General features: G+C 32.9%; 17 protein-coding genes. 2 read left to right on the top strand and 15 right to left on the bottom strand.

What is annotated here, in order from left to right; genetic code table 11:
* Positions 1-276: 276 nt before the first annotated feature.
* The 11 genes from lysS to pth form a co-directional block, all read right to left on the bottom strand.
* A complete protein-coding gene (gene lysS / locus FC80_RS00330; protein WP_420806298.1) occupies positions 277-1818 on the bottom strand; it encodes a lysine--tRNA ligase in 1542 nt (513 codons plus the stop codon).
* 43 nt (positions 1819-1861) lie between these two features.
* On the bottom strand, positions 1862-2737 hold the full coding sequence (gene hslO / locus FC80_RS00325) for an Hsp33 family molecular chaperone HslO (RefSeq protein WP_057828165.1): 876 nt from the start codon (positions 2735-2737) through the stop codon (positions 1862-1864).
* A 154-nt stretch (positions 2738-2891) separates the two neighbouring features.
* Positions 2892-4952 (bottom strand): ATP-dependent zinc metalloprotease FtsH, encoded by a 2061-nt coding sequence (gene ftsH / locus FC80_RS00320; protein ID WP_057828158.1) that lies wholly within the window; start codon positions 4950-4952, stop codon positions 2892-2894.
* 81 nt (positions 4953-5033) lie between these two features.
* Entirely contained in the window at positions 5034-5576 is a 543-nt protein-coding gene (gene hpt / locus FC80_RS00315) for a hypoxanthine phosphoribosyltransferase (protein WP_057828157.1), read from the bottom strand.
* A 14-nt stretch (positions 5577-5590) separates the two neighbouring features.
* Positions 5591-6943 (bottom strand): tRNA lysidine(34) synthetase TilS, encoded by a 1353-nt coding sequence (tilS, locus tag FC80_RS00310; protein ID WP_057828156.1) that lies wholly within the window; start codon positions 6941-6943, stop codon positions 5591-5593.
* Positions 6944-7000: 57 nt separating this feature from the next.
* Positions 7001-7519 (bottom strand): S1 domain-containing RNA-binding protein, encoded by a 519-nt coding sequence (locus tag FC80_RS00305; RefSeq protein ID WP_057828155.1) that lies wholly within the window; start codon positions 7517-7519, stop codon positions 7001-7003.
* Positions 7520-7617: 98 nt separating this feature from the next.
* Positions 7618-7992, bottom strand: a complete 375-nt coding sequence (locus FC80_RS00300) for an FtsB family cell division protein (protein WP_057828154.1) — start codon at positions 7990-7992, stop codon at positions 7618-7620.
* A gap of 76 nt (positions 7993-8068) precedes the next feature.
* Positions 8069-8335 (bottom strand): RNA-binding S4 domain-containing protein, encoded by a 267-nt coding sequence (locus tag FC80_RS00295; RefSeq protein WP_057828153.1) that lies wholly within the window; start codon positions 8333-8335, stop codon positions 8069-8071.
* Positions 8332-9909, bottom strand: coding sequence for a putative polysaccharide biosynthesis protein (locus FC80_RS00290; RefSeq protein ID WP_057828152.1), 1578 nt, complete (start codon positions 9907-9909; stop codon positions 8332-8334). Before FC80_RS00290 ends, FC80_RS00295 begins: the two co-directional genes overlap by 4 nt.
* The gene (mfd, locus tag FC80_RS00285) at positions 9890-13447 is read right to left on the bottom strand and encodes a transcription-repair coupling factor (protein ID WP_057828151.1); all 3558 of its coding nucleotides are present in this window, start codon (positions 13445-13447) and stop codon (positions 9890-9892) included. The genes FC80_RS00290 and mfd overlap by 20 nt, the downstream gene beginning before the upstream one ends.
* 30 nt (positions 13448-13477) lie before the next feature.
* Entirely contained in the window at positions 13478-14041 is a 564-nt protein-coding gene (pth, locus tag FC80_RS00280) for an aminoacyl-tRNA hydrolase (protein ID WP_057828150.1), read from the bottom strand.
* A gap of 256 nt (positions 14042-14297) precedes the next feature.
* Between pth and FC80_RS00275 the strand changes: the two genes are divergently transcribed.
* On the top strand, positions 14298-15260 hold the full coding sequence (locus tag FC80_RS00275; protein ID WP_057828149.1) for an L-lactate dehydrogenase: 963 nt from the start codon (positions 14298-14300) through the stop codon (positions 15258-15260).
* A 262-nt stretch (positions 15261-15522) separates the two neighbouring features.
* Positions 15523-16158, top strand: a complete 636-nt coding sequence (cbpA, locus tag FC80_RS00270) for a cyclic di-AMP binding protein CbpA (RefSeq protein WP_057828148.1) — start codon at positions 15523-15525, stop codon at positions 16156-16158.
* A 260-nt stretch (positions 16159-16418) separates the two neighbouring features.
* Here the strand turns inward: cbpA and FC80_RS00265 are convergent, their stop codons facing one another.
* The 4 genes from FC80_RS00265 to acpS all read right to left on the bottom strand — a co-directional run bounded on the left by FC80_RS00265 (position 16419) and on the right by acpS (position 18635).
* Entirely contained in the window at positions 16419-16787 is a 369-nt protein-coding gene (locus tag FC80_RS00265) for a type II toxin-antitoxin system PemK/MazF family toxin (protein WP_057828147.1), read from the bottom strand.
* Entirely contained in the window at positions 16784-17053 is a 270-nt protein-coding gene (locus FC80_RS00260) for a hypothetical protein (RefSeq protein ID WP_057828146.1), read from the bottom strand. The genes FC80_RS00265 and FC80_RS00260 overlap by 4 nt, the downstream gene beginning before the upstream one ends.
* A gap of 80 nt (positions 17054-17133) precedes the next feature.
* A complete protein-coding gene (alr, locus tag FC80_RS00255) occupies positions 17134-18252 on the bottom strand; it encodes an alanine racemase (RefSeq protein ID WP_057828145.1) in 1119 nt (372 codons plus the stop codon).
* Between the two features lie 20 nt (positions 18253-18272).
* A complete protein-coding gene (gene acpS / locus FC80_RS00250; RefSeq protein ID WP_057828144.1) occupies positions 18273-18635 on the bottom strand; it encodes a holo-ACP synthase in 363 nt (120 codons plus the stop codon).
* Positions 18636-18876 lie beyond the last annotated feature (241 nt).

Raw genomic sequence — 18876 nt, 5'->3', positions numbered from 1 at the left:
TTTTATATAATACCATCGCAATTCTGAAATGTCAAACACTTTTTAAAATTTGTTTTCTTCATGTGCAACGTTTCTGAATAAGCAACGAATATAACTATACACCTCTAGTCCTTACTAGTCAACATATTATTATAATATCTTTTATTATCCTATAAGCTTCCAATTAAAGAGTCCCCATCGTACAAAAATGTTTTTTATTTTGCAAGTAAACACAGCTAGATCTTAAAAAATAAAAAAATCAGAAGTAATTAACTTCTGATTCTAAAATAAATAATTCTATTTGTTATCTTCCGATCTTAGAGTTGGAAAAAGTAAAACATCACGAATAGATGGAGCATCAGTCATTAACATTACTAATCGATCTATTCCTACACCTAGTCCTCCAGTTGGCGGCATGCCATATTCTAAAGCTTCAACGTAATCTTCGTCAATTCCTTCAGCCTCATCATTTCCAGCTTCTCTTTCTTCAACTTGAGCCTCAAATCTACTTCTTTGATCTATTGGATCATTCAATTCTGTAAAAGCATTTGCATATTCATTTCCTAAAATAAACATTTCAAAACGATCAGTAAATCTATCATCTTTTGTGTTCTTCTTTGCTAATGGTGAAACTTCAACCGGATGTCCATAAACAAAAGTAGGATCAACTATCTTATCTTCACAAAAAGTCTCAAAAAATTCATTAATTATATGACCAACTTTCCAATACTTTTCATAATGAACACCTTTTTCATCTGCAATTTTTCTTGCTTTTTCAATTGACATTTCTTCCCAAAAATCAACGCCTGTTTCTTCCTTGATAATATCAACCATATGCACACGTTTAAATGCTTTATTAAAATCAACTTTTGAACCCTGATACTCAATTATTCCATCATCAGACACAACTTGTGCTGCAGCCTTAAAAATTCCTTCCGTTTCGTTCATAACATCAGTAAAATCAAAATATGCCGCATAGGATTCTAGCATCGTAAATTCAGGGTTATGCTTAGTATCTATACCTTCATTTCTGAATACACGTCCGATTTCATATACTCTTTCCATCCCACCAACAATTAATCTTTTTAAATGTAATTCAAGAGCAATTCTCAAGTACAACGAGATATCTAAAGCATTGTGGTGCGTAATGAACGGACGTGCAGAGGCACCACCTGCTTGGTTATGCAAAACAGGTGTCTCGACTTCAATAAATTTATTTTCATCTAAATATTTTCTTATCGCTGTAATAATCTTACTTCTCTTTATAAAGCGCTCAAAACTATCATGATTTGAAATCAAATCCAAATAACGTTGACGATAAATTTGTTCAACATTTTGTAATCCATGAAATTTGTCGGGTAAAGGTCTCAATGCCTTTGACAAAAAAGTGATGTCCGTCACTTTAAGTGTTAACTCGCCCATATCAGTTTTGATGACCTCACCAACAAGTCCTAAATGATCACCTAGATCTGAGCGTTTAAATATATGATATTTTTCCTCTCCAACTACATCTTTTCGAATATATAACTGTAAACGACCCTCTCTGTCTTGAATATCGGCAAATCCCACTTTACCTTTACCACGTTTTGCAACCATTCTCCCTGCAACAACAGCTTTTATTCCCGCTTTATCCAGATCATCTTTTGTACTTGTATCATATTTATCATGTAATTCTTTGGTCATAGCAGTTCTTTCGAAACGATGTCCAAATGGATCTATTCCTTCCATTCTTAATTCATCCATTTTTTCGCGTCGGACCTTAAGTTGATCATTCATATTTAATTCTTTGCCCAAAATTATCCCTCCAAAAAAGTATTCATATATATATTGCCTAAACATGACATAAAAAGCAAATTTAATTTTTTTAATTTCAATAAAACATCTATCTATCGATCATTAACACTTTAAGCTCATCTTCATCAAAAAAATATTTTTTTTTGCAAAATTGACAAACAATCTCTGCACCATGATCTTGTTCAATTAAGAGTTTCATATCAGCATTAGGTATACTAGAAACTAGTTCGCCAAAGCGTTTTTTTGAGCAATCACACCGATAGTTAATAGTTTTTTTTTCTAAAATTTGTGTATTTTCTTCACCACAAATTTCATAAATTATTTTTTCTGGAGTCAATCCATTTGCCATCATCACAGAAATTGCAGGTATTTCTGCTATTTTTTTCTCTATTATGCTTAAAACTTCATCACTTATACTAGGCAACACCTGTATCATAAAGCCACCAGCAGCCTTAACTAAATTATCAGTACTCACAACCGACACACCTATCGCAGAAGGAATCTGCTCAGATTTAGCCATATAATAGGTAAAATCATCACCTAATTCTCCAGAAACTAAAGGAACCTTGCCTGTAAATGGAATTTTAAGCCCTAAGTCTTTTGTAATTTCTATAAATCCTTTTTCTCCAATGGCACTTTTCACATCAACTTTATGTTCTTCGTTTAACGGCAAGTGAACATGAGGTTCCCTAAGATAACCCTTCAGGTCACCATTTGCTCTAGCATCTACTACAATTGTGCCTATTACCCCATCACCAACTATTTTTACTGTCATTTTATTATCTTTTTTTAAAAGTGATTGGCTTAATAAACTTGTTCCAGTAATTGCACGACCAAAAGCAACAGTTGCCGTACTCCAAGTATCATGTATTTTTTGAGCCTCTCGAACTGTTTCTGTTGTGTCTACCGCATATACTCTTAATTGCCCATCATACGCCAATGATTTCACTAAATAATCAGACATTTTCTCCCCAATATACTCTTTCTCTGTAATAGCAATAAAAAGGGGCTGTTCCAAAAAAAATTTCGGTACAGCTCCATTTTTATTACATATATACAGTACTTGTTATTTACCAACTAATTACTGTTTCAGTCCAACACCATTTTGTAAAAAAACATCAAGATTTATCTTTAGGATAAAAAGTAACTGTCTTTGTTAAATCTTCAGTAGTTACTGTTTTTTCATTTTCTTTCTTTTTTTCTTCTTCTTTTCTTTTCAAAGCTTCCTTTGATTCTTCAAAAGTTGCAGCCTTCTCACTTGGAAATTCTTCACCCTTCTTTATAGGCATTTCTCCCGTTTCAAAAAGACTAAGAATTTGTTTTTCATCTAACGTCTCATATTCGAGTAACGCTTCTGCAATTATCTTATGTTGTTTTCTATGATCTTCAATAATTGCTTTCGCTGAAGCCATTCCATCATTTAATAAGGATTTAACTTCATCATCAATTAAATTAGCTGTTTGTCCAGAATAGTTTGGCTGGCCAACCATGCCTCCTCCAGCAAACATATTACTTTGCCCTTCATACTGAACAGGCCCAAGTTTTTCACTCATTCCATACTCAGTAACCATGGCTCTTGCAAGTTGCGTTGCTTGTTGGAAATCATTAGAAGCACCAGAAGATTGCTCATTATAGATAATTTCTTCCGCAGCTCGACCACCCATCAAACCTGCAATTTGCTCTTTCATATCATGCTTTGAAAGAAGCATTTGATCCTCTTTTGGAAGCATGATAGCATAGCCGCCAGCACGACCACGAGGCACAATAGTTACCTTATGAACTACCCTAGCTTCATTCAAAACTAAACCAACAATTGTATGTCCAGCTTCATGATAAGCAACTGTTTCTCTTTCCTTCTTACTGATTACTCTATCTCGTTTAGCAGGTCCAGCGATAACTCTGTCTTCTGCTTCATCAATGTCAGAAGCATCGATTTGCTTTTTATCGCGACGAGCAGCTAACAATGCCGCTTCATTGAGCAAGTTTTCTAAGTCTGCTCCAACAAAACCTGGTGTTTGTTTAGAAACCATCTTTAAATCAACATCATTCGCAAGTGGTTTGTTTTTTGCATGAACTTTTAAAATCGCCTCACGACCCTTTACATCTGGACGACCTACTAAAATCTTGCGATCAAAACGACCAGGTCTCAATAACGCTGGATCCAAAACATCAGAACGGTTTGTGGCAGCCATAACAATCACACTCTCATCGCCTTCAAAACCATCCATCTCAACTAATAATTGATTAAGTGTTTGTTCACGTTCATCGTGTCCTCCACCCATACCATTACCACGTTGTCGCCCAACAGCATCAATTTCATCAATGAAAATAATTGAAGGAGAATTCTTTTTAGCATTTTCAAATAAATCACGTACACGGCTTGCCCCAACTCCGACAAACATTTCGACAAAATCAGAACCAGAAATAGAGAAAAATGGTACCCCTGCTTCTCCAGCTACTGCTTTTGCCAATAATGTTTTACCTGTTCCGGGAGGTCCTTCTAGCAAGACACCTGAAGGAATTCTTGCGCCAAGTGCCAAAAATTTATGTGGATCTCTTAAAAATTCAACAACTTCCACAAGTTCTTGTTTCTCTTCTTCCGCACCTGCAACATCAGAAAAACGTACTTTATTGGCCTTTTTATCAACTGGTTTGGCCTTGGACTTACCAAAGTTCATAACTCGTCCATTGCCACCGCCTTGACCGGCTTGACCCATCATCATATAGAAAAAGAAAATAAAGAAAATAACTGGTAACAAGTAAATTAAAAGTTGCAACCATATACTACTTGATTCTTCTTCTTTTGTTCCATTTTTCACATTATTTTTTTCAGCATACTGTTGAATTTGCTTAACAGCGACATCATTAGTCAACACATCGGTTGAAAATGAAGTTACCTTATTACTTCCAGATGTTAAGCTTCCTAATCCAGTACTTTCTTTAACTTTTCTTGCTTTTTTATAGTCCCCTGTAATTTTATAAGTACTTCCAGAAGGTTGCATAGTAAAATCTTTGATATTATCCTTCTTTAGTTCACTAATAAATTGGCTTGATTGGATTTGTTGAGATTGCGAACCTGTTTTACTACCAAAAAAGTAATATAACATTCCCGTTACCCCAAGGAAAATCACAATATAAAACAGACTATTTTTGAAAAGTCCATTCTTGTTATTGTTCATCTGCTTCCTCCTCATTTACTTCACAGATTGCTACGAATCTAGTAGCGCATAAATCATAACACACTTGACCATTATTGACCATTAATTATTCTCGTAAATTTCAGGTTTTAAAATTCCAACATACGGTAGATTACGATACATCCCTTGGTAATCCAACCCATATCCAACTACAAATTCATTTGGAACTTGGAAACCAACATAATCAGGAACTACACCTTCAACTCTCCTTTCAGGTTTGTCAAGAAGTGTACAAATTTTAACAGTCTTTGCCTTTCGATGTTTCAATAGGTCCACTAAACATTGCAGCGTTTTACCAGTATCAATAATATCTTCAATGATTAGTATCTCTCTTCCTTCAACCGGAACATCTAAATCCTTAAGAATCTTAACTTCTCCAGATGAAACAGTTCCATCACCATAGCTAGAAACATCCATAAAATCTATCTCTGCATATGTATCAATTTCTCTGATAATGTCTGCCATAAATAAAACTGCACCTTTGAGAACACAAATAACCAGTGGCTTCTTGTCTAAATAATCAGCAGTTAACTTCTTTCCAATTTGTTTTGAAACTTCTTTAATTTGACTCTTACTATAAAGAATTTCCTTGATATCCTCGTTCATACCTAACCTCATTTCTAGACTTTATTCCTAAAAATTATCATGTATTGCATTTTATCATTTACCAGTCGCTCTGACAAATCAGATTTTCTAATACCAGGTATCCATAAAATATGATTTTCCTTTGTTGTAACTATCCATATTTTATTTCTTACTTCTTTTGAGACTTTTTTATCAATTAAAATTTTTTTGACTTTTTGTGTCCCAACTTCCGTATGTATTTTATCTCCAACCTCTCGATGTCTTACCATTAAAGGCATCAAAGCCAGGTTTGAAAAACAAAAAAAATCGTCATTTTCCAAAACATCCTGCTTAAAACACTCAAAAACTCCTATACTTTCTTTATCATTAAGAACTTTCCAACAATTTAACTCAAGTTGGTAGTTAATTTGAGATTTCACATCTTGCTTTTTTTTATTTTCAAAATAAAAAAAATCATAATTTTTCGTTAAAAAAATATTGAACTCTAATTTGATGAACCCTTGTGGTTTATTTTTATTAGTCAGAAACTGTTCAACTTGATGTAATTTTTTTTCACTTAACTCGCTTAACTCTTTTTCTAGCACTTTTTTTAAAACAAAATATCTCCAATTCGCACTTAATTCCAGCCATTTTTTAATTGAAAATAATTTTTCATCATTTTTTATAATTTTTAAATAGTTTTCTGCCTGTTCATCAGTTGCATCTAGCAGTAAAGTCAATTGTTCTTCATATAATGAAATATGCTGCAAAAACTTTGAATTTTCTTTTTTCATTTTTGGAACAAGTTGATGCCTTACTCTATTTCTAAAATAAGTATCTTCACTGTTTGTAATATCCTCAAAGTATATTATATTTTCATTCTGTGCGTACCTTTGAATTTCTTTTTTTGAAAAAGGCAAAAGTAACCTAACCAAACTTCCACTTGTAAAATTTCGGATTCTCTTAATCCCTTGTAACTGTCGAATATTACCTCCTCTAATAAGTTTCATCAAAAAAGTTTCAGCTTGATCATCTGCATGGTGAGCAGTTAATAAGATATCAATTTTAAAATCATTCATAATCTTTGAAAAGAAGTCATACCTGAATTTCCGCGCAGCCTCTTCTGTTCCTTTGCTTGGATGGAGCCCAATGGACCATTCACACATATGTAACTTAAGATGCTCTTTTTTACAAAAATCAATAATATAACTGGTTTCTTCACTACTTTCAATCCTTAACTTATGATCAACATAAGCAACATCAATGTCTGGTCTAATGTTCTCCGGCAAAGAACACAATAAGTGTAACAAAACCATTGAGTCTACACCTGTCGATACTGCCACAAGTACTCTTTGACTCGGACAATCTTTTTTAAAATTCTCAACAAATAATTTTTTTATATCTCTCATATGCTTAACCTACTAAAAAACGATTGTTGCTATATGACAACAATCGAATTTACTGCTTTAACTACGTCGGCCACCACGGCCACCGCGCTTACCCTCTGTGTTCCGCTTCAAAGAGGTTAATCTTACTTCACTATCTTTTAAAAATCCAGACAATAATGAATCAAAATCAGATTTCTTAGATTCAGTTACTTTTTTATTTTCATTTTTTTTATAGTTTTGATGTTGATTACTACTATGACTATGCACTTTTACATCAGCACCACCGGAACGATAATTATTACTTCGTTCCCCTCTATTAGTATGAGTAGGTGTAGTTTGAGCCTTCTCCCGTTGAGGAGCAGCGACAGTTGCTTTTCGAATTGATAGACTTATTTTCCCATCATCAGCGACTGATAACACCTTAACAGTGACCTCGTCACCAACGCTCAAGACGTCATGAATGTCCTTTACATATCCGTCAGAAACTTCACTGATGTGTACCAAACCATTTTTTTTCTCGCCTAATTCAACAAACGCACCAAAATTCGTTATTCCTGAAACCTTGCCTGTAACTTTAGCTCCCACTTCAATTGACATAAAAATGTTGCTCCTCCTTAAACTATATACTCCATAGTATAACACGCAAAAGCTGGTATGCAATAGATTGTAAAGTAGCTGACCGCTTTTTTTATGTTTTATTTTATCGGTAAGCTATAAATCGTTTCACCGTCCTTAGAATAATAATATTTTTCTCTTATTATTTTTTCTAAGTAGTTTTTGTCGTTCAATTGCTTAACTTTTTCTTTCAAATCACTTTGTTGAATCTTAACATCGTCTAGTTTCTTTTGTGAAGTATTTATTTGCCTATTCAAATTAGCTGTTAAAATCTTGGTATTTAGAATTTGATAACCAAAGAAAATGACTACAATACAAAAAATAAGAATAATTATTTTAAATCTTATTTTGCGAATCCTTTTTACCTTTTTTTGATAATCATTTTGTTTTTTTCTTTCTTCATTAGCACGGTAAAAAGAATTATCTAATGTCCTAATTTTTTGTCCTGTTGCCATTTCTAAGTTTCTCCTTTCTTAACTCTAATACTCACCAATTATAGCAATGTTGAGCCAGTCAAGTCTATTATTTTACTTAATTCAAATTTTCTTTAAATTCTTCCGATATAATTTCGTACAAATCTGTGGCCTCATCTTTTTTTACTGTTTCTTTTAGTGATGTTACCTTCACTGTCAGAATCTTATTTCCAAAGGAGATTACAAGCTCACTACCAATTGTCACATCCGTTGATGACTTGGCAACTTTACCATTCACTTTAATCCTTCCTTTATCTGATATTTCTTTTGCTACTGTTCTTCTTTTTATAATACGTGAAACCTTCAAATACTTATCTAATCTCATAATACATCCTTTCTGTTTTTAAAAAAACTTATAATATATTTTCCTCCTGGAATACTTTTCCACTCCTTATCGCTAAACAAATTACAATATCTTGCAAAATAGAGATATGAAATTATTCCTACTAGAATACAAAGCAAACATTGTCCAAAATTTGCCAATCTTGAAAACGTCAAAAACCGTGTACTTAATCTAACTAACAAAACGACAAAAGTCATGATTAGTGAACAGCTCACCGCTTTTTTTAGAAATTTATTACTTACCCCCCTATTAATTGCCATTTTTTTCAATGCAATTTTTGAAAAAAAAGCTCCAATTGCCATACTTAAAACACTAGAACATGCTGCACCCGCAATCCCAAAATAAACTGTAAATTGAAAATTCGTTAAAATTTTAGTTATCATGATCACTATCAATACAAGTATATTTTTTTTATAATTACTTGTACTTTGTAATATCGCATTATCTAACAAAATAATTCCTGCAAAAATAATAGTCAGCATGCTGATACTTAAAGCAAGGTCTCCTTGACTCGAGCCAAACAAAGCCTTATTAATATCGGGCATTAAAACTATTAATCCAAATGTCGCTGCTATAGAAATACTCATACAGATTCTATACACCAGTTGAATATCTTGTTGAAATTTTTTCCCATTTCTTTCAAGTTTATTTTTGATTAACGTTGGCAATAAACTAGTAGAAAAGCTCATAGCTAAGACTAGACCTAGTTGAAGCAACGTCTGAGAACGATCGTAGATTCCCTTTAAGTTTTCAGCACTTTTCATTCCATAGCCTTTAGCTTGTAATGCATTTTTTAAAGTAAATGAATCAACTAGCTGTAGTAAAACTAAAATTGCGGCAAAAAGACAAATAACAAGTCCTTCCGAAACTACTCCTTTAAACAGTTTTTGCGTAACCGAAAAACTTGGACAATATTTTGCAGTAATTATTTCTTTAAAAAAATTAGAAAAGAATACTAATGCACAGAATGCGCCAACAATTGATCCTAAAAATGCATAACTCCCAATTTGATAGAGAGACCACCCTTTTACGGTACCAACTAATGCCACAATAATTATGGAACCTATCCTAACAATTTGTTCAATCAATTGAGACAAAGCAGTAGGTATCATTTCTTGACGTCCTTGGTTATACCCTCTAGCAACTGAAAGAAATGGTACTACTAAATATAACCAGGATACACTTTTTATCAATGAATTGAGCTTATTATCACCCATAAAATTCGCAATTGTATCTGAATACAAAAATAAAAACAAAAAAATACATATCCCGATCATCAATAATATATATAGTATCGCAATTATTTGTTCATTTCTTTTTTTCTCGTCTATTTCTTTTGCAATTATCTTAGAAATATATACCGGAAAACCTGTCAGTCCAATTGTCATCGCTAATCCGTAAATTGGGTATATTTGCTGATAGATATAAAAACCCCTATTTCCAACCATATTTTGAAAGGGAACTCGATAGATTGCACTTAAAATTTTACCCAACAATGCGGCAAAAGTTAGTATTGTAGCCCCTTTAATTGCAAAACTAGCTGGTTTGTTTTTCATTTTCTTCTACCTTTTTAATTTTAGTCTCTTTTTTTACCAATTCTCTAAATAATTCAGTTAAATCAGAGACTATTTTTTCCAATTTTGTTTTTGGTTGCAAGACTATAGTTATTATCATCTTTCCTTGGTCAACTTTAAGAGTTGCTTTCATACTAGTTTGGGCAATTGCTTTCAAATAATCTGTAGCTGCATACAAAGAACTTGCTTCCTTAGAACATGTTACTATAATTTTATTGTTTTTATAACTGACTAACTCTACCAATGCTTTATCAGCAAACATTTTTAATAATCCCAGTTCTAAAAGGTTAGCTACCTCCATTGGATATTCTCCGAAGCGGTCTATCAAATCCTCCTGAATCTCAATAAATTGCTTTTCGTTATCAATTTGTCTAATACGTTTATACAATTCAATTTTTTGTCGTTGATCTTCAACATAATTTGCTGGTATATAGGCCTCAATATTTATTTTAATCTCAGCATCTGTCTTTTTGATACTCTTTATTCCTTTTTTTCTATTAACTGTTTCTTTTAACATCTGCGTATACAAATCATAACCCACAGAATCAATAAAGCCATGTTGTTGCTTACCTAAAAGATTCCCTGCCCCTCTAATTGACAAATCTCTCATGGCAATTTTAAACCCCGATCCCAATTCAGTGAAATCTTTAATTGCCTCCAATCTTTTCTCACTAACTTCAGTAAGCACTTTATTTTCTTGGTACATAAAATAAGCATATGCAACCCGATTACTTCGACCAACTCTGCCACGAAGTTGATAGAGTTGAGAAAGTCCCATTTTATCAGCATCTTCAACAATTAGAGTATTAACATTTGGAATATCGACACCTGTTTCAATAATAGTTGTGGTAACCAAAACATCATATTCTCCGGCAATAAAATCAACAAGAATTCTTTCTAATTGGACTTCTGTCATTTGCCCATGAATATAGGCAACCTCCGCCTCAGGAACAAATGCCTTAATCTCTGCAACCGTCTTTTCAATATCTGCAACCCGATTGTGAAGATAAAAAGCTTGTCCTCCTCTGGACATTTCCCTGGAAATAGCATCTGCAACTGTCCCATAATTTTGTTCCATTACATACGTCTGAATTGGATATCTATTCATAGGTGCTGTTTCAATAACCGACAGATCTCTAACCCCTAACATTGACATATTTAATGTTCTTGGGATAGGCGTTGCTGTCAAAGTTAAAACATCCACCTGCGATTTCAATTGCTTTAATTTTTCTTTATGCTTAACTCCAAATCTTTGTTCTTCATCAATAATTAGAAGACCCAAATCTGCAAATTTTACATCTTGCGATAACAAACGATGTGTTCCAACAACAACATCAATTACACCATGTTTTAAATCATTTATTGTCTTTTTAATTTGCTCTTTAGTTTGAAATCGTGATAAAATTCCGACCTGGACAGGAAAATCAACAAATCGGCTTAACATTGTTTCATAATGTTGTTGCGCAAGAACTGTCGTGGGTACCAAAAAAGCGACCTGCTTTTGATCTTGGATTGCTTTAAATGCTGCTCTGAGCGCTACTTCTGTCTTGCCATAACCTACATCGCCTATTAATAGTCGATCCATCGGGGTCTTTTTTTCCATATCACGCTTAATTTCACTGCTACTTCTTAACTGGTCTGGTGTTTCCGAATAAGGAAAGGCATCTTCAAATTCTTTTTGGTATTCATTATCCAATGAAAAAGCAAATCCTCTTTGCAATTCCCTTTTTGCATATAATTCTACCAATTCATCAGCAATATCTTCAATTTTTGATGCTACATTATTCTTTGTTTTTTTCCATTCAGATCCTCCTAATTTATTAATATGCGGCACCTTAGACTCACCAGATACATACTTTTGAATTCGATCAATTTGCGAGACCGGTAAAAATAATTTTGCATCATCTTGATAAACAATAGTCAAGTAATCTTGATGCTTTTTTTCTATTTCCATCGTTCTCATGCCAATATATCTACCTATACCATGATTGATATGAACAACATAATCTCCTTCTTTTAACTCTGTATAACTTTTCAATCTCTCAGAGTTTTCCATTGTCTGACGTCTAGCAACTCTTTTTTTAGGTACTTTATTGAATAATTCATTTTCTGTAATTACAGCCACATTTTGTAGTGGTAATTCAAACCCATTAAGTAAATTTGATAGTACCAATTGTACTTGACCTTTTACAATTTTATCTTTTTTTGATATTACAGCATTTATCCCAAAATCCGCTAAAGTTCTAGCTGTTTTCTCCAATCTATTCTTATCAGAAATTGAAATTATAACTGTCTGTTTCTGATTCATCCACCTATCTATTTCAGTTTTTAATAAAGGAATCTGACCAAAAAAATTCTGCATACTTCTAATTTTAAGATCAATTTTTTGGTTAAAAGTTAACTGTCCCATTCCTTTTTCAAAAATCGATAAAAACAAACTATTATTTTTACTTTTCTTAAGAATTTTTCTAATTGGTTCTCCAAATATCTCATCTGGAAACATTTTTCCAGATTCAATTTGCGCTAACTTCCAATTTTGATCATCTTTTTCAAGCATTTTCTCATTGTCTAATACTCTAGGATAATCATCTACTACGAGTAAATCATCTTCTGCCAAATAATCTACAATGTTCACATTTTTTCCTATGATTTTATCAAAGAAAACAGTATCGCTAGCTAAAAGTTTTTGCGCTTTTATTCTTTCTATGAGTTCATCAATCGTATTTTTTAATTTCTCATAAATTTCTTCATTCTTTATAATATTCTTTTTATCTTTCAATGCTTCACTTAATACTTGCATTGCTTTTTTTATTTGTGATTTGTCTATCAAAGCATCCGTTGCTGGTAATATTACTACTTGCTCTATATTTTCAATGCTTCTTTGCGTCCCAACATCAAATTCTCGTAAAGAATCAATTTCTTCGTCGAAAAAATCTACTCTGAATGGATTAACCGTGTTTAGTGGGTAAAAGTCAATGATTGAACCTCTGACTGCAAAATCTCCCTTTTTTTCTATTCGTTTAGTTCTCTGATATCCAAATTCATTTAATTTTTCTATTAGAAATTTTTGCTCAACGTTAACTCCAATTTCCAGTTTAATTCTTGCATTTTTCCAAACCTTAGAAAGAGGTAAATTCTTTTTTAGACCTCTTGCTGAAGTGATTACAATTTTAGGGACATCTTTTTCTGATAATGCTGATAAAGCTTTTATTCGATTGCTTCGATATTCTGGTGAACTAATTGCAACTTCAGCAGCTATTGCTTCATCAACGGAAAATAAATAAACTTGATTTTTATCTAAATATCCCTGTAATTCTTTTTCCATTTGTTGACTATGGTGTAAGTTGTCAGTAACAAACAAAATATTCCTTTTCTTTTTTTTCAGCATCTCTACCAAAAATAAGGCCTTTGCAGATGCAATTAAGCCCGTAAAGAGTCCCCTAAATTCATTTTGACTATCCAAATTGTCCATAAAACTCAACAATTCAGAATTTTTAAAAAAAACTTCGTGCAACTTCATGTTCTCCTTTTCCCCCTATAACTCACGTAGCTATTTATGATTATAGCGATTCATTGTTTTCATAAAGTCATCAGTATCTATCCAACTTTCAATTGCATCAATTGCTTGTTCAATTCCTTTTTCTAACTCATTTTTTTGTTCTTTTGTAAATTTTGAAAGCACCCAATCAACAACACTCACACGTTGAGGATGATCAATTCCAATTTTAATTCGCTTAAACTCTTGTGTACCTAAATGTGCAATTATACTTTTTATTCCATTATGTCCACCTGCAGAACCCTTTTGCCTTAATCTTAAATGTCCAACAGGGAGATCCATATCGTCGTGAACCACAATAATATCTTCTTCAGAAATTTTATAAAAATCCATCAAGGGTCGAACACTTCTACCAGATTCATTCATATATGTGAGCGGTTTTACTAACATTATTTTTTCACCATTAACAATAAAGTCTGCTAAACTTGCTTCATCTTTTATTTTATTGAATTTTACTTCCTCTTTTTTGGCTAATGCATCCAATACCATAAATCCAACATTGTGTCTGGTTTCCTCGTATTCTTTTCCTACATTTCCCAACCCAATTACTAACTTCATTTTTTACACTCCATATCTTTTCATTTTTAAAATAATTCAATATATATTTCCGCTATTTACCATTTAAAAAATTTGAATACCAAAAAATCGGAACTTAATTGTCCCGTGCTTTACACTATATTATAATTAAAATTATACCATAGATACCTATGTTGTACTCTTGAAAAAAAGTTTGAAAGTTTCTTCACATTTTTCAAAAAAACGTGCTATACTATCAGTGTGTTAATAATTTCACTAATGAAGGGAATGCATTATAGTGTCAGAAATTAAAAATCATCAAAAAGTTATTTTAGTCGGTGACGGGGCTGTTGGTTCTAGTTACGCTTACGCAATGGCTCTTCAAGGAGTTGCTGAAGAATTCGGAATTGTCGATGTTGTGAAAGAACGTACAGAAGGTGATGCTCTTGATTTGTCTGATGCAACAGCATTATCATATCCAAAGAAAATTTATTCTGCTGAATACTCAGATTGTACAGACGCTGATTTAGTTGTTATTACAGCGGGAGCACCACAAAAACCTGGTGAAACACGTTTGGACTTAGTTAATAAGAACTTACGTATATTGTCAAGTATCGTTAAACCAATCGTTGAATCAGGCTTTGACGGTATCTTCCTTGTTGCTGCAAATCCTGTTGATATTTTAACTTACGCTACTTGGAAGTTATCCGGTTTTCCTAAGCATAAAGTAATTGGTTCAGGTACTTCCCTTGATACTTCACGTTTACGCGTAGCACTTGGTGATTTATTTGATGTAAATGATCCTCGTTCAATTCATGCCTACATTATGGGTGAACATGGTGATTCAGAATTTGCAGCATATTCAGCTGCTACAATTGGTGGTCTTCCTGTCTTGGATTGGGCAAAGAACAATGGTGTTACTGCTGAGCAATTAGCAAAAATTGAAGACGACGTTCGTAACAAGGCTTACACGATTATTAGTAAAAAGGGTGCTACTTTCTATGGGGTTGCTACAGCCTTAGCTCGTATTTCAAAAGCTATTTTACGTGATGAAGATGCAGTCTTGCCTGTTTCAGCTTATATGGATGGTCAATATGGCTTAAACGATATCTACATTGGAACACCTGCTGTTATCAATGGTCATGGAATCGCTAAAATTCTTGAAGTTCCTCTTAATGAAGAAGAAAGTAAGAAAATGACTGACTCTGCAACTACTCTTAAAAAGGTTTTGACTGATGGCCTTAAAACAATTGAGGCATAGTTAATAAATTATTACTTGGCTTAATTATTCATTTTCATAACTATTTTGAATGGGACAAAGCGAAAGCAATCTTTCGACTTTGTCTTTTATTTTGTTACAAGAAGCTTTATTAAAGCTTACTTTTCATAGTATCTTTCTGTAACACATATCTTATATATTATAAATTCTGAATAAATTGTAAAATTTTCATTTCAATTCTCCTTTTAATATAATTTTATGATAATATAGATTAGAAGTTTTTAATTAATGGAGGAAATAATATATGCTATTTAAATCCTTGGTTCAACCAAAGAAAAATTTAACTACTGTTCGTGAAGATGTTACACTAGAACAAGCCCTTGATATTTTAGAAGATTCTGGTTACAGATGTGTTCCTATACTCGATGAAACTGGTCAAATTTTTCGTGGAAATATTTATAAAATGCACATATATCGCCATAAGTCACGTGGTGGCGACATGAGTCTACCTGTCACATATTTACTGAAAAATGCTACAAAATTTGTAACTCTAGATTCTGCTTTTTTTAATATTTTCTTTTCAATTAAAGACTTGCCTTACATTGCTGTGCTTGATGAACAGAATTTTTTCTATGGTATTTTAACACACTCAAGCTTGCTAAACATGCTTTCTCAATCTTGGAATATTGATATTGGTAGTTATGTTTTAACCGTTATTTCCTCTGACGAACGTGGAGATTTGGTAGAAATGTCGAAAATAATCACAAAGTATACAGCTATTGCAAGTTGTATTACCCTAGATGTTGAAGAAAAAGATCTTGTCCATCGAACTTTATTCACATTACCTGCAGATGTAACTTCTGAAAAACTTGAAAAGATAATCTCAAATCTAGAAAGAAAGAGTTTCACAGTCTCAGAAATAGAAGATTTACGTTCGTAAATCGAACATAAGAACTTCCTTGCTGGATATTAGCGAATTTAATCTAGTTAAAAACAGAGTGTGACACCAAATAACAAAAGATCGAGTATTTTCAATACACTTTCTGTTACAAACAAATAGAGGAACCGGGTCAAAATCTAATTTTGACCCGGTTCCTCTATTTGTTCAACCAATCACCAGTACATTAATTATATCGTACACCCTTGAAATCAATATTCTGACTCAAATCATAATATTTCTGAAAATGATAACCTATTGTCTTATCTGCTATGTATATCTGTCAGTCCTAAACTGACATCTAATGCTTGATTAATTTCATTCATTTCGGTTTCACTTATATGTGTTATTTTATCCTTTAATCGTTGCTTATCAATTGTTCTGATTTGTTCTAACAAAACGACTGAATCTTTTTCAATGCCAACTTCTGCTGCTTTTAAACCAACATGAGTTGGCATTTTAGGCTTTTGTATTTTTGCTGTTATTGCAGCAACAATAACGGTAGGGCTGTACCGATTTCCAATATTATTTTGTACAATCAAAACAGGACGCATCCCCCCCTGTTCTGAGCCAACGACAGGTGATAAATCCGCATAAAAAATATCACCACGTTTAACATCCTCAGTTGTCATATAACCCCTCGATCTTTATTCTCATATTCCGTTTCACAATCACAGCCTATAAATTCATCACAAATCTTTTTGTTTAACGGTCCCATTTCCTTATAACCATTAATTAATTCATCTAAAATATGACGGTGTGCTTCTACATATTCAGCAACCATATTATCTTTTTCTAATTCTTGCTGATTGATAGAATAATAATCACAATATATAGATATTCTTTCACTTGAATCATTATTAATCTTTTCTGCCATACTCTCAAAATGATATGCCATTTTGTGACCCCCAACCGTAATTTATCCACTAATCATAACACAGTTTTCCACTGATGTAACATTAAAACCTTAGTTATTTTTTAATAAATTCTTGGTACACGTTCTGAAATCAAACATAAAACTTCATAATGTATAGTATTCATTTGATCTGCAACTTCTTGAGGTGTAATTTTTTTGTTACTATCTTTACCAATTAAAGTAACAGCAGTCCCTACTTTATATTCTTGTGGAACTCTCACCATTATTTGGTCCATGCATACTCTTCCAACTATCTCACAAAAAAAGCCATTTATTAAAACTTTGAACCCTTGCATTTTTCGTGACCAGCCATCCGCATATCCAATTGGAACTGTCGCAATCCATTCAGAGTCTTTTGCAGTATATGTTTTACCATAGCCTATCGAGTCTCCTTTATTTATTTCCTTAATAGCTACAATCTCACTCATAAGACTAAATGCTAACTTAAAATCCGGACTATCCAATTCTCTCCCAGATGGATTTAATCCGTACATCGATATTCCAAATCGAACTGTATTTCCTCCACATTCCTTATGCCAGATTGACGCCGCAGAATTTGCCACATGGACATATCTAGGAAGTGTTTTCAAACACGTCTCAAGGTTTTTAAATTTTTTAAGTTGTTTGTCATAATAATCAACCGCATCTCTTTTTTTTGAATCGGCAGTTGCAAAATGGGTGAAAATCCCTTCAAAATTAAACTGATTCGAATATTGGTTTATAAAATCAACAGCCGCTTGCAATTCTTCTTGATTCCTAAAACCTATTCTTCCCATTCCGGTATCCAATGCTAAATGAATCGATAATCTAAGTTTTCTTTGTTCTAGTAACTTCTGAGCATTCTTCAAAAAATCTATGTCACCCACTGCTGTGGAAATATCATTTTCTGCCATTAACGGTGCATACTCAAAAGGAGTAACTCCAAGAACTAAAATAAGTTCATTTAAGTCCGCTTGGCGTAATGCTAATGCTTCATCAATGATTGCAACACAATAGCCTTCTACTCCCACTTCATGTGCAACCTTAGCAACCTCAACGATTCCATGACCATATGCGTTAGCTTTTACAACTGCGAACAGCTTTTGATTAGAATCCATCTTTTCTTTTTCTACTGAAATATTGTGTTTAATAGCATTTAAATCAATTTTTGCATATGTTCTTCTATGAAAACCAACGACCATTTCTAAGACTTCCCTTACAATTAATTACTTTCCAAGATTACTTCCGTCATCACTAATCTATCAGTATGTGAAATTGAAATATGTGCTTTCCCATCCTTAAACGGTTGCCTCGTTATAGTCGGCTTACCACTTGTTGGATCATTCAAAATTTCAACGTCCTGAAAACTAATCTTTTTCCCAATGCCTGTGCCAAATGCTTTACTGTAAGACTCTTTAGCGGAAAAACGACCAGCCAAATATTCATTTTTTCTCTGCATACTAAGTTTTTTAAAATAAGACAATTCTTCTTCTGTCAAAATTTTTGTTGCGAAATTTTGATGTCTTTCTTGTGCAGCTCCAATTCGATCAATTTCCGTTATATCTACTCCAATTCCACGAATCAAATTTCTCATCCTCTTCAATTAACCTTACCATATCATACTCTGCAAATTATATTACCACAATTCATTGATTCAAAAAAGGACTGTATAAATCAATAATTTCTAACTTTATTCTACTATATTTTAAACTTTTTTCTTCTGAAAATGATTAATAAAAAAACAGAATCAGAAGTAAGTTACCTTCTAATTCTGAATAAAAATTAATTATTAACACATCATTACTGGATAGAATTAAGGTCTCCCC

This window comes from Liquorilactobacillus cacaonum DSM 21116 (genome assembly GCF_001436735.1).
Classification (GTDB): domain Bacteria; phylum Bacillota; class Bacilli; order Lactobacillales; family Lactobacillaceae; genus Liquorilactobacillus; species Liquorilactobacillus cacaonum.
The sequence above is the reverse complement of the archived record's forward strand: the minus strand, read 5'-3'. Positions and strand labels throughout refer to the sequence as shown.

Bases quoted from the DNA above. Each gene is read 5' to 3' on its own strand.
- lysS (WP_420806298.1), bottom strand. From the start codon at position 1,818: ATGTTTAGGCAATATATATATGAATACTTTTTTGGAGGGATAATTTTG.
- hslO (WP_057828165.1), bottom strand. From the start codon at position 2,737: ATGTCTGATTATTTAGTGAAATCATTGGCGTATGATGGGCAATTAAGA.
- ftsH (WP_057828158.1), bottom strand. From the start codon at position 4,952: ATGAACAATAACAAGAATGGACTTTTCAAAAATAGTCTGTTTTATATT.
- hpt (WP_057828157.1), bottom strand. From the start codon at position 5,576: ATGAACGAGGATATCAAGGAAATTCTTTATAGTAAGAGTCAAATTAAA.
- tilS (WP_057828156.1), bottom strand. From the start codon at position 6,943: ATGAGAGATATAAAAAAATTATTTGTTGAGAATTTTAAAAAAGATTGT.
- FC80_RS00305 (WP_057828155.1), bottom strand. From the start codon at position 7,519: ATGTCAATTGAAGTGGGAGCTAAAGTTACAGGCAAGGTTTCAGGAATA.
- FC80_RS00300 (WP_057828154.1), bottom strand. From the start codon at position 7,992: ATGGCAACAGGACAAAAAATTAGGACATTAGATAATTCTTTTTACCGT.
- FC80_RS00295 (WP_057828153.1), bottom strand. From the start codon at position 8,335: ATGAGATTAGATAAGTATTTGAAGGTTTCACGTATTATAAAAAGAAGA.
- FC80_RS00290 (WP_057828152.1), bottom strand. From the start codon at position 9,909: ATGAAAAACAAACCAGCTAGTTTTGCAATTAAAGGGGCTACAATACTA.
- mfd (WP_057828151.1), bottom strand. From the start codon at position 13,447: ATGAAGTTGCACGAAGTTTTTTTTAAAAATTCTGAATTGTTGAGTTTT.
- pth (WP_057828150.1), bottom strand. From the start codon at position 14,041: ATGAAGTTAGTAATTGGGTTGGGAAATGTAGGAAAAGAATACGAGGAA.
- cbpA (WP_057828148.1), top strand. From the start codon at position 15,523: ATGCTATTTAAATCCTTGGTTCAACCAAAGAAAAATTTAACTACTGTT.
- FC80_RS00265 (WP_057828147.1), bottom strand. From the start codon at position 16,787: ATGACAACTGAGGATGTTAAACGTGGTGATATTTTTTATGCGGATTTA.
- FC80_RS00260 (WP_057828146.1), bottom strand. From the start codon at position 17,053: ATGGCATATCATTTTGAGAGTATGGCAGAAAAGATTAATAATGATTCA.
- alr (WP_057828145.1), bottom strand. From the start codon at position 18,252: ATGGTCGTTGGTTTTCATAGAAGAACATATGCAAAAATTGATTTAAAT.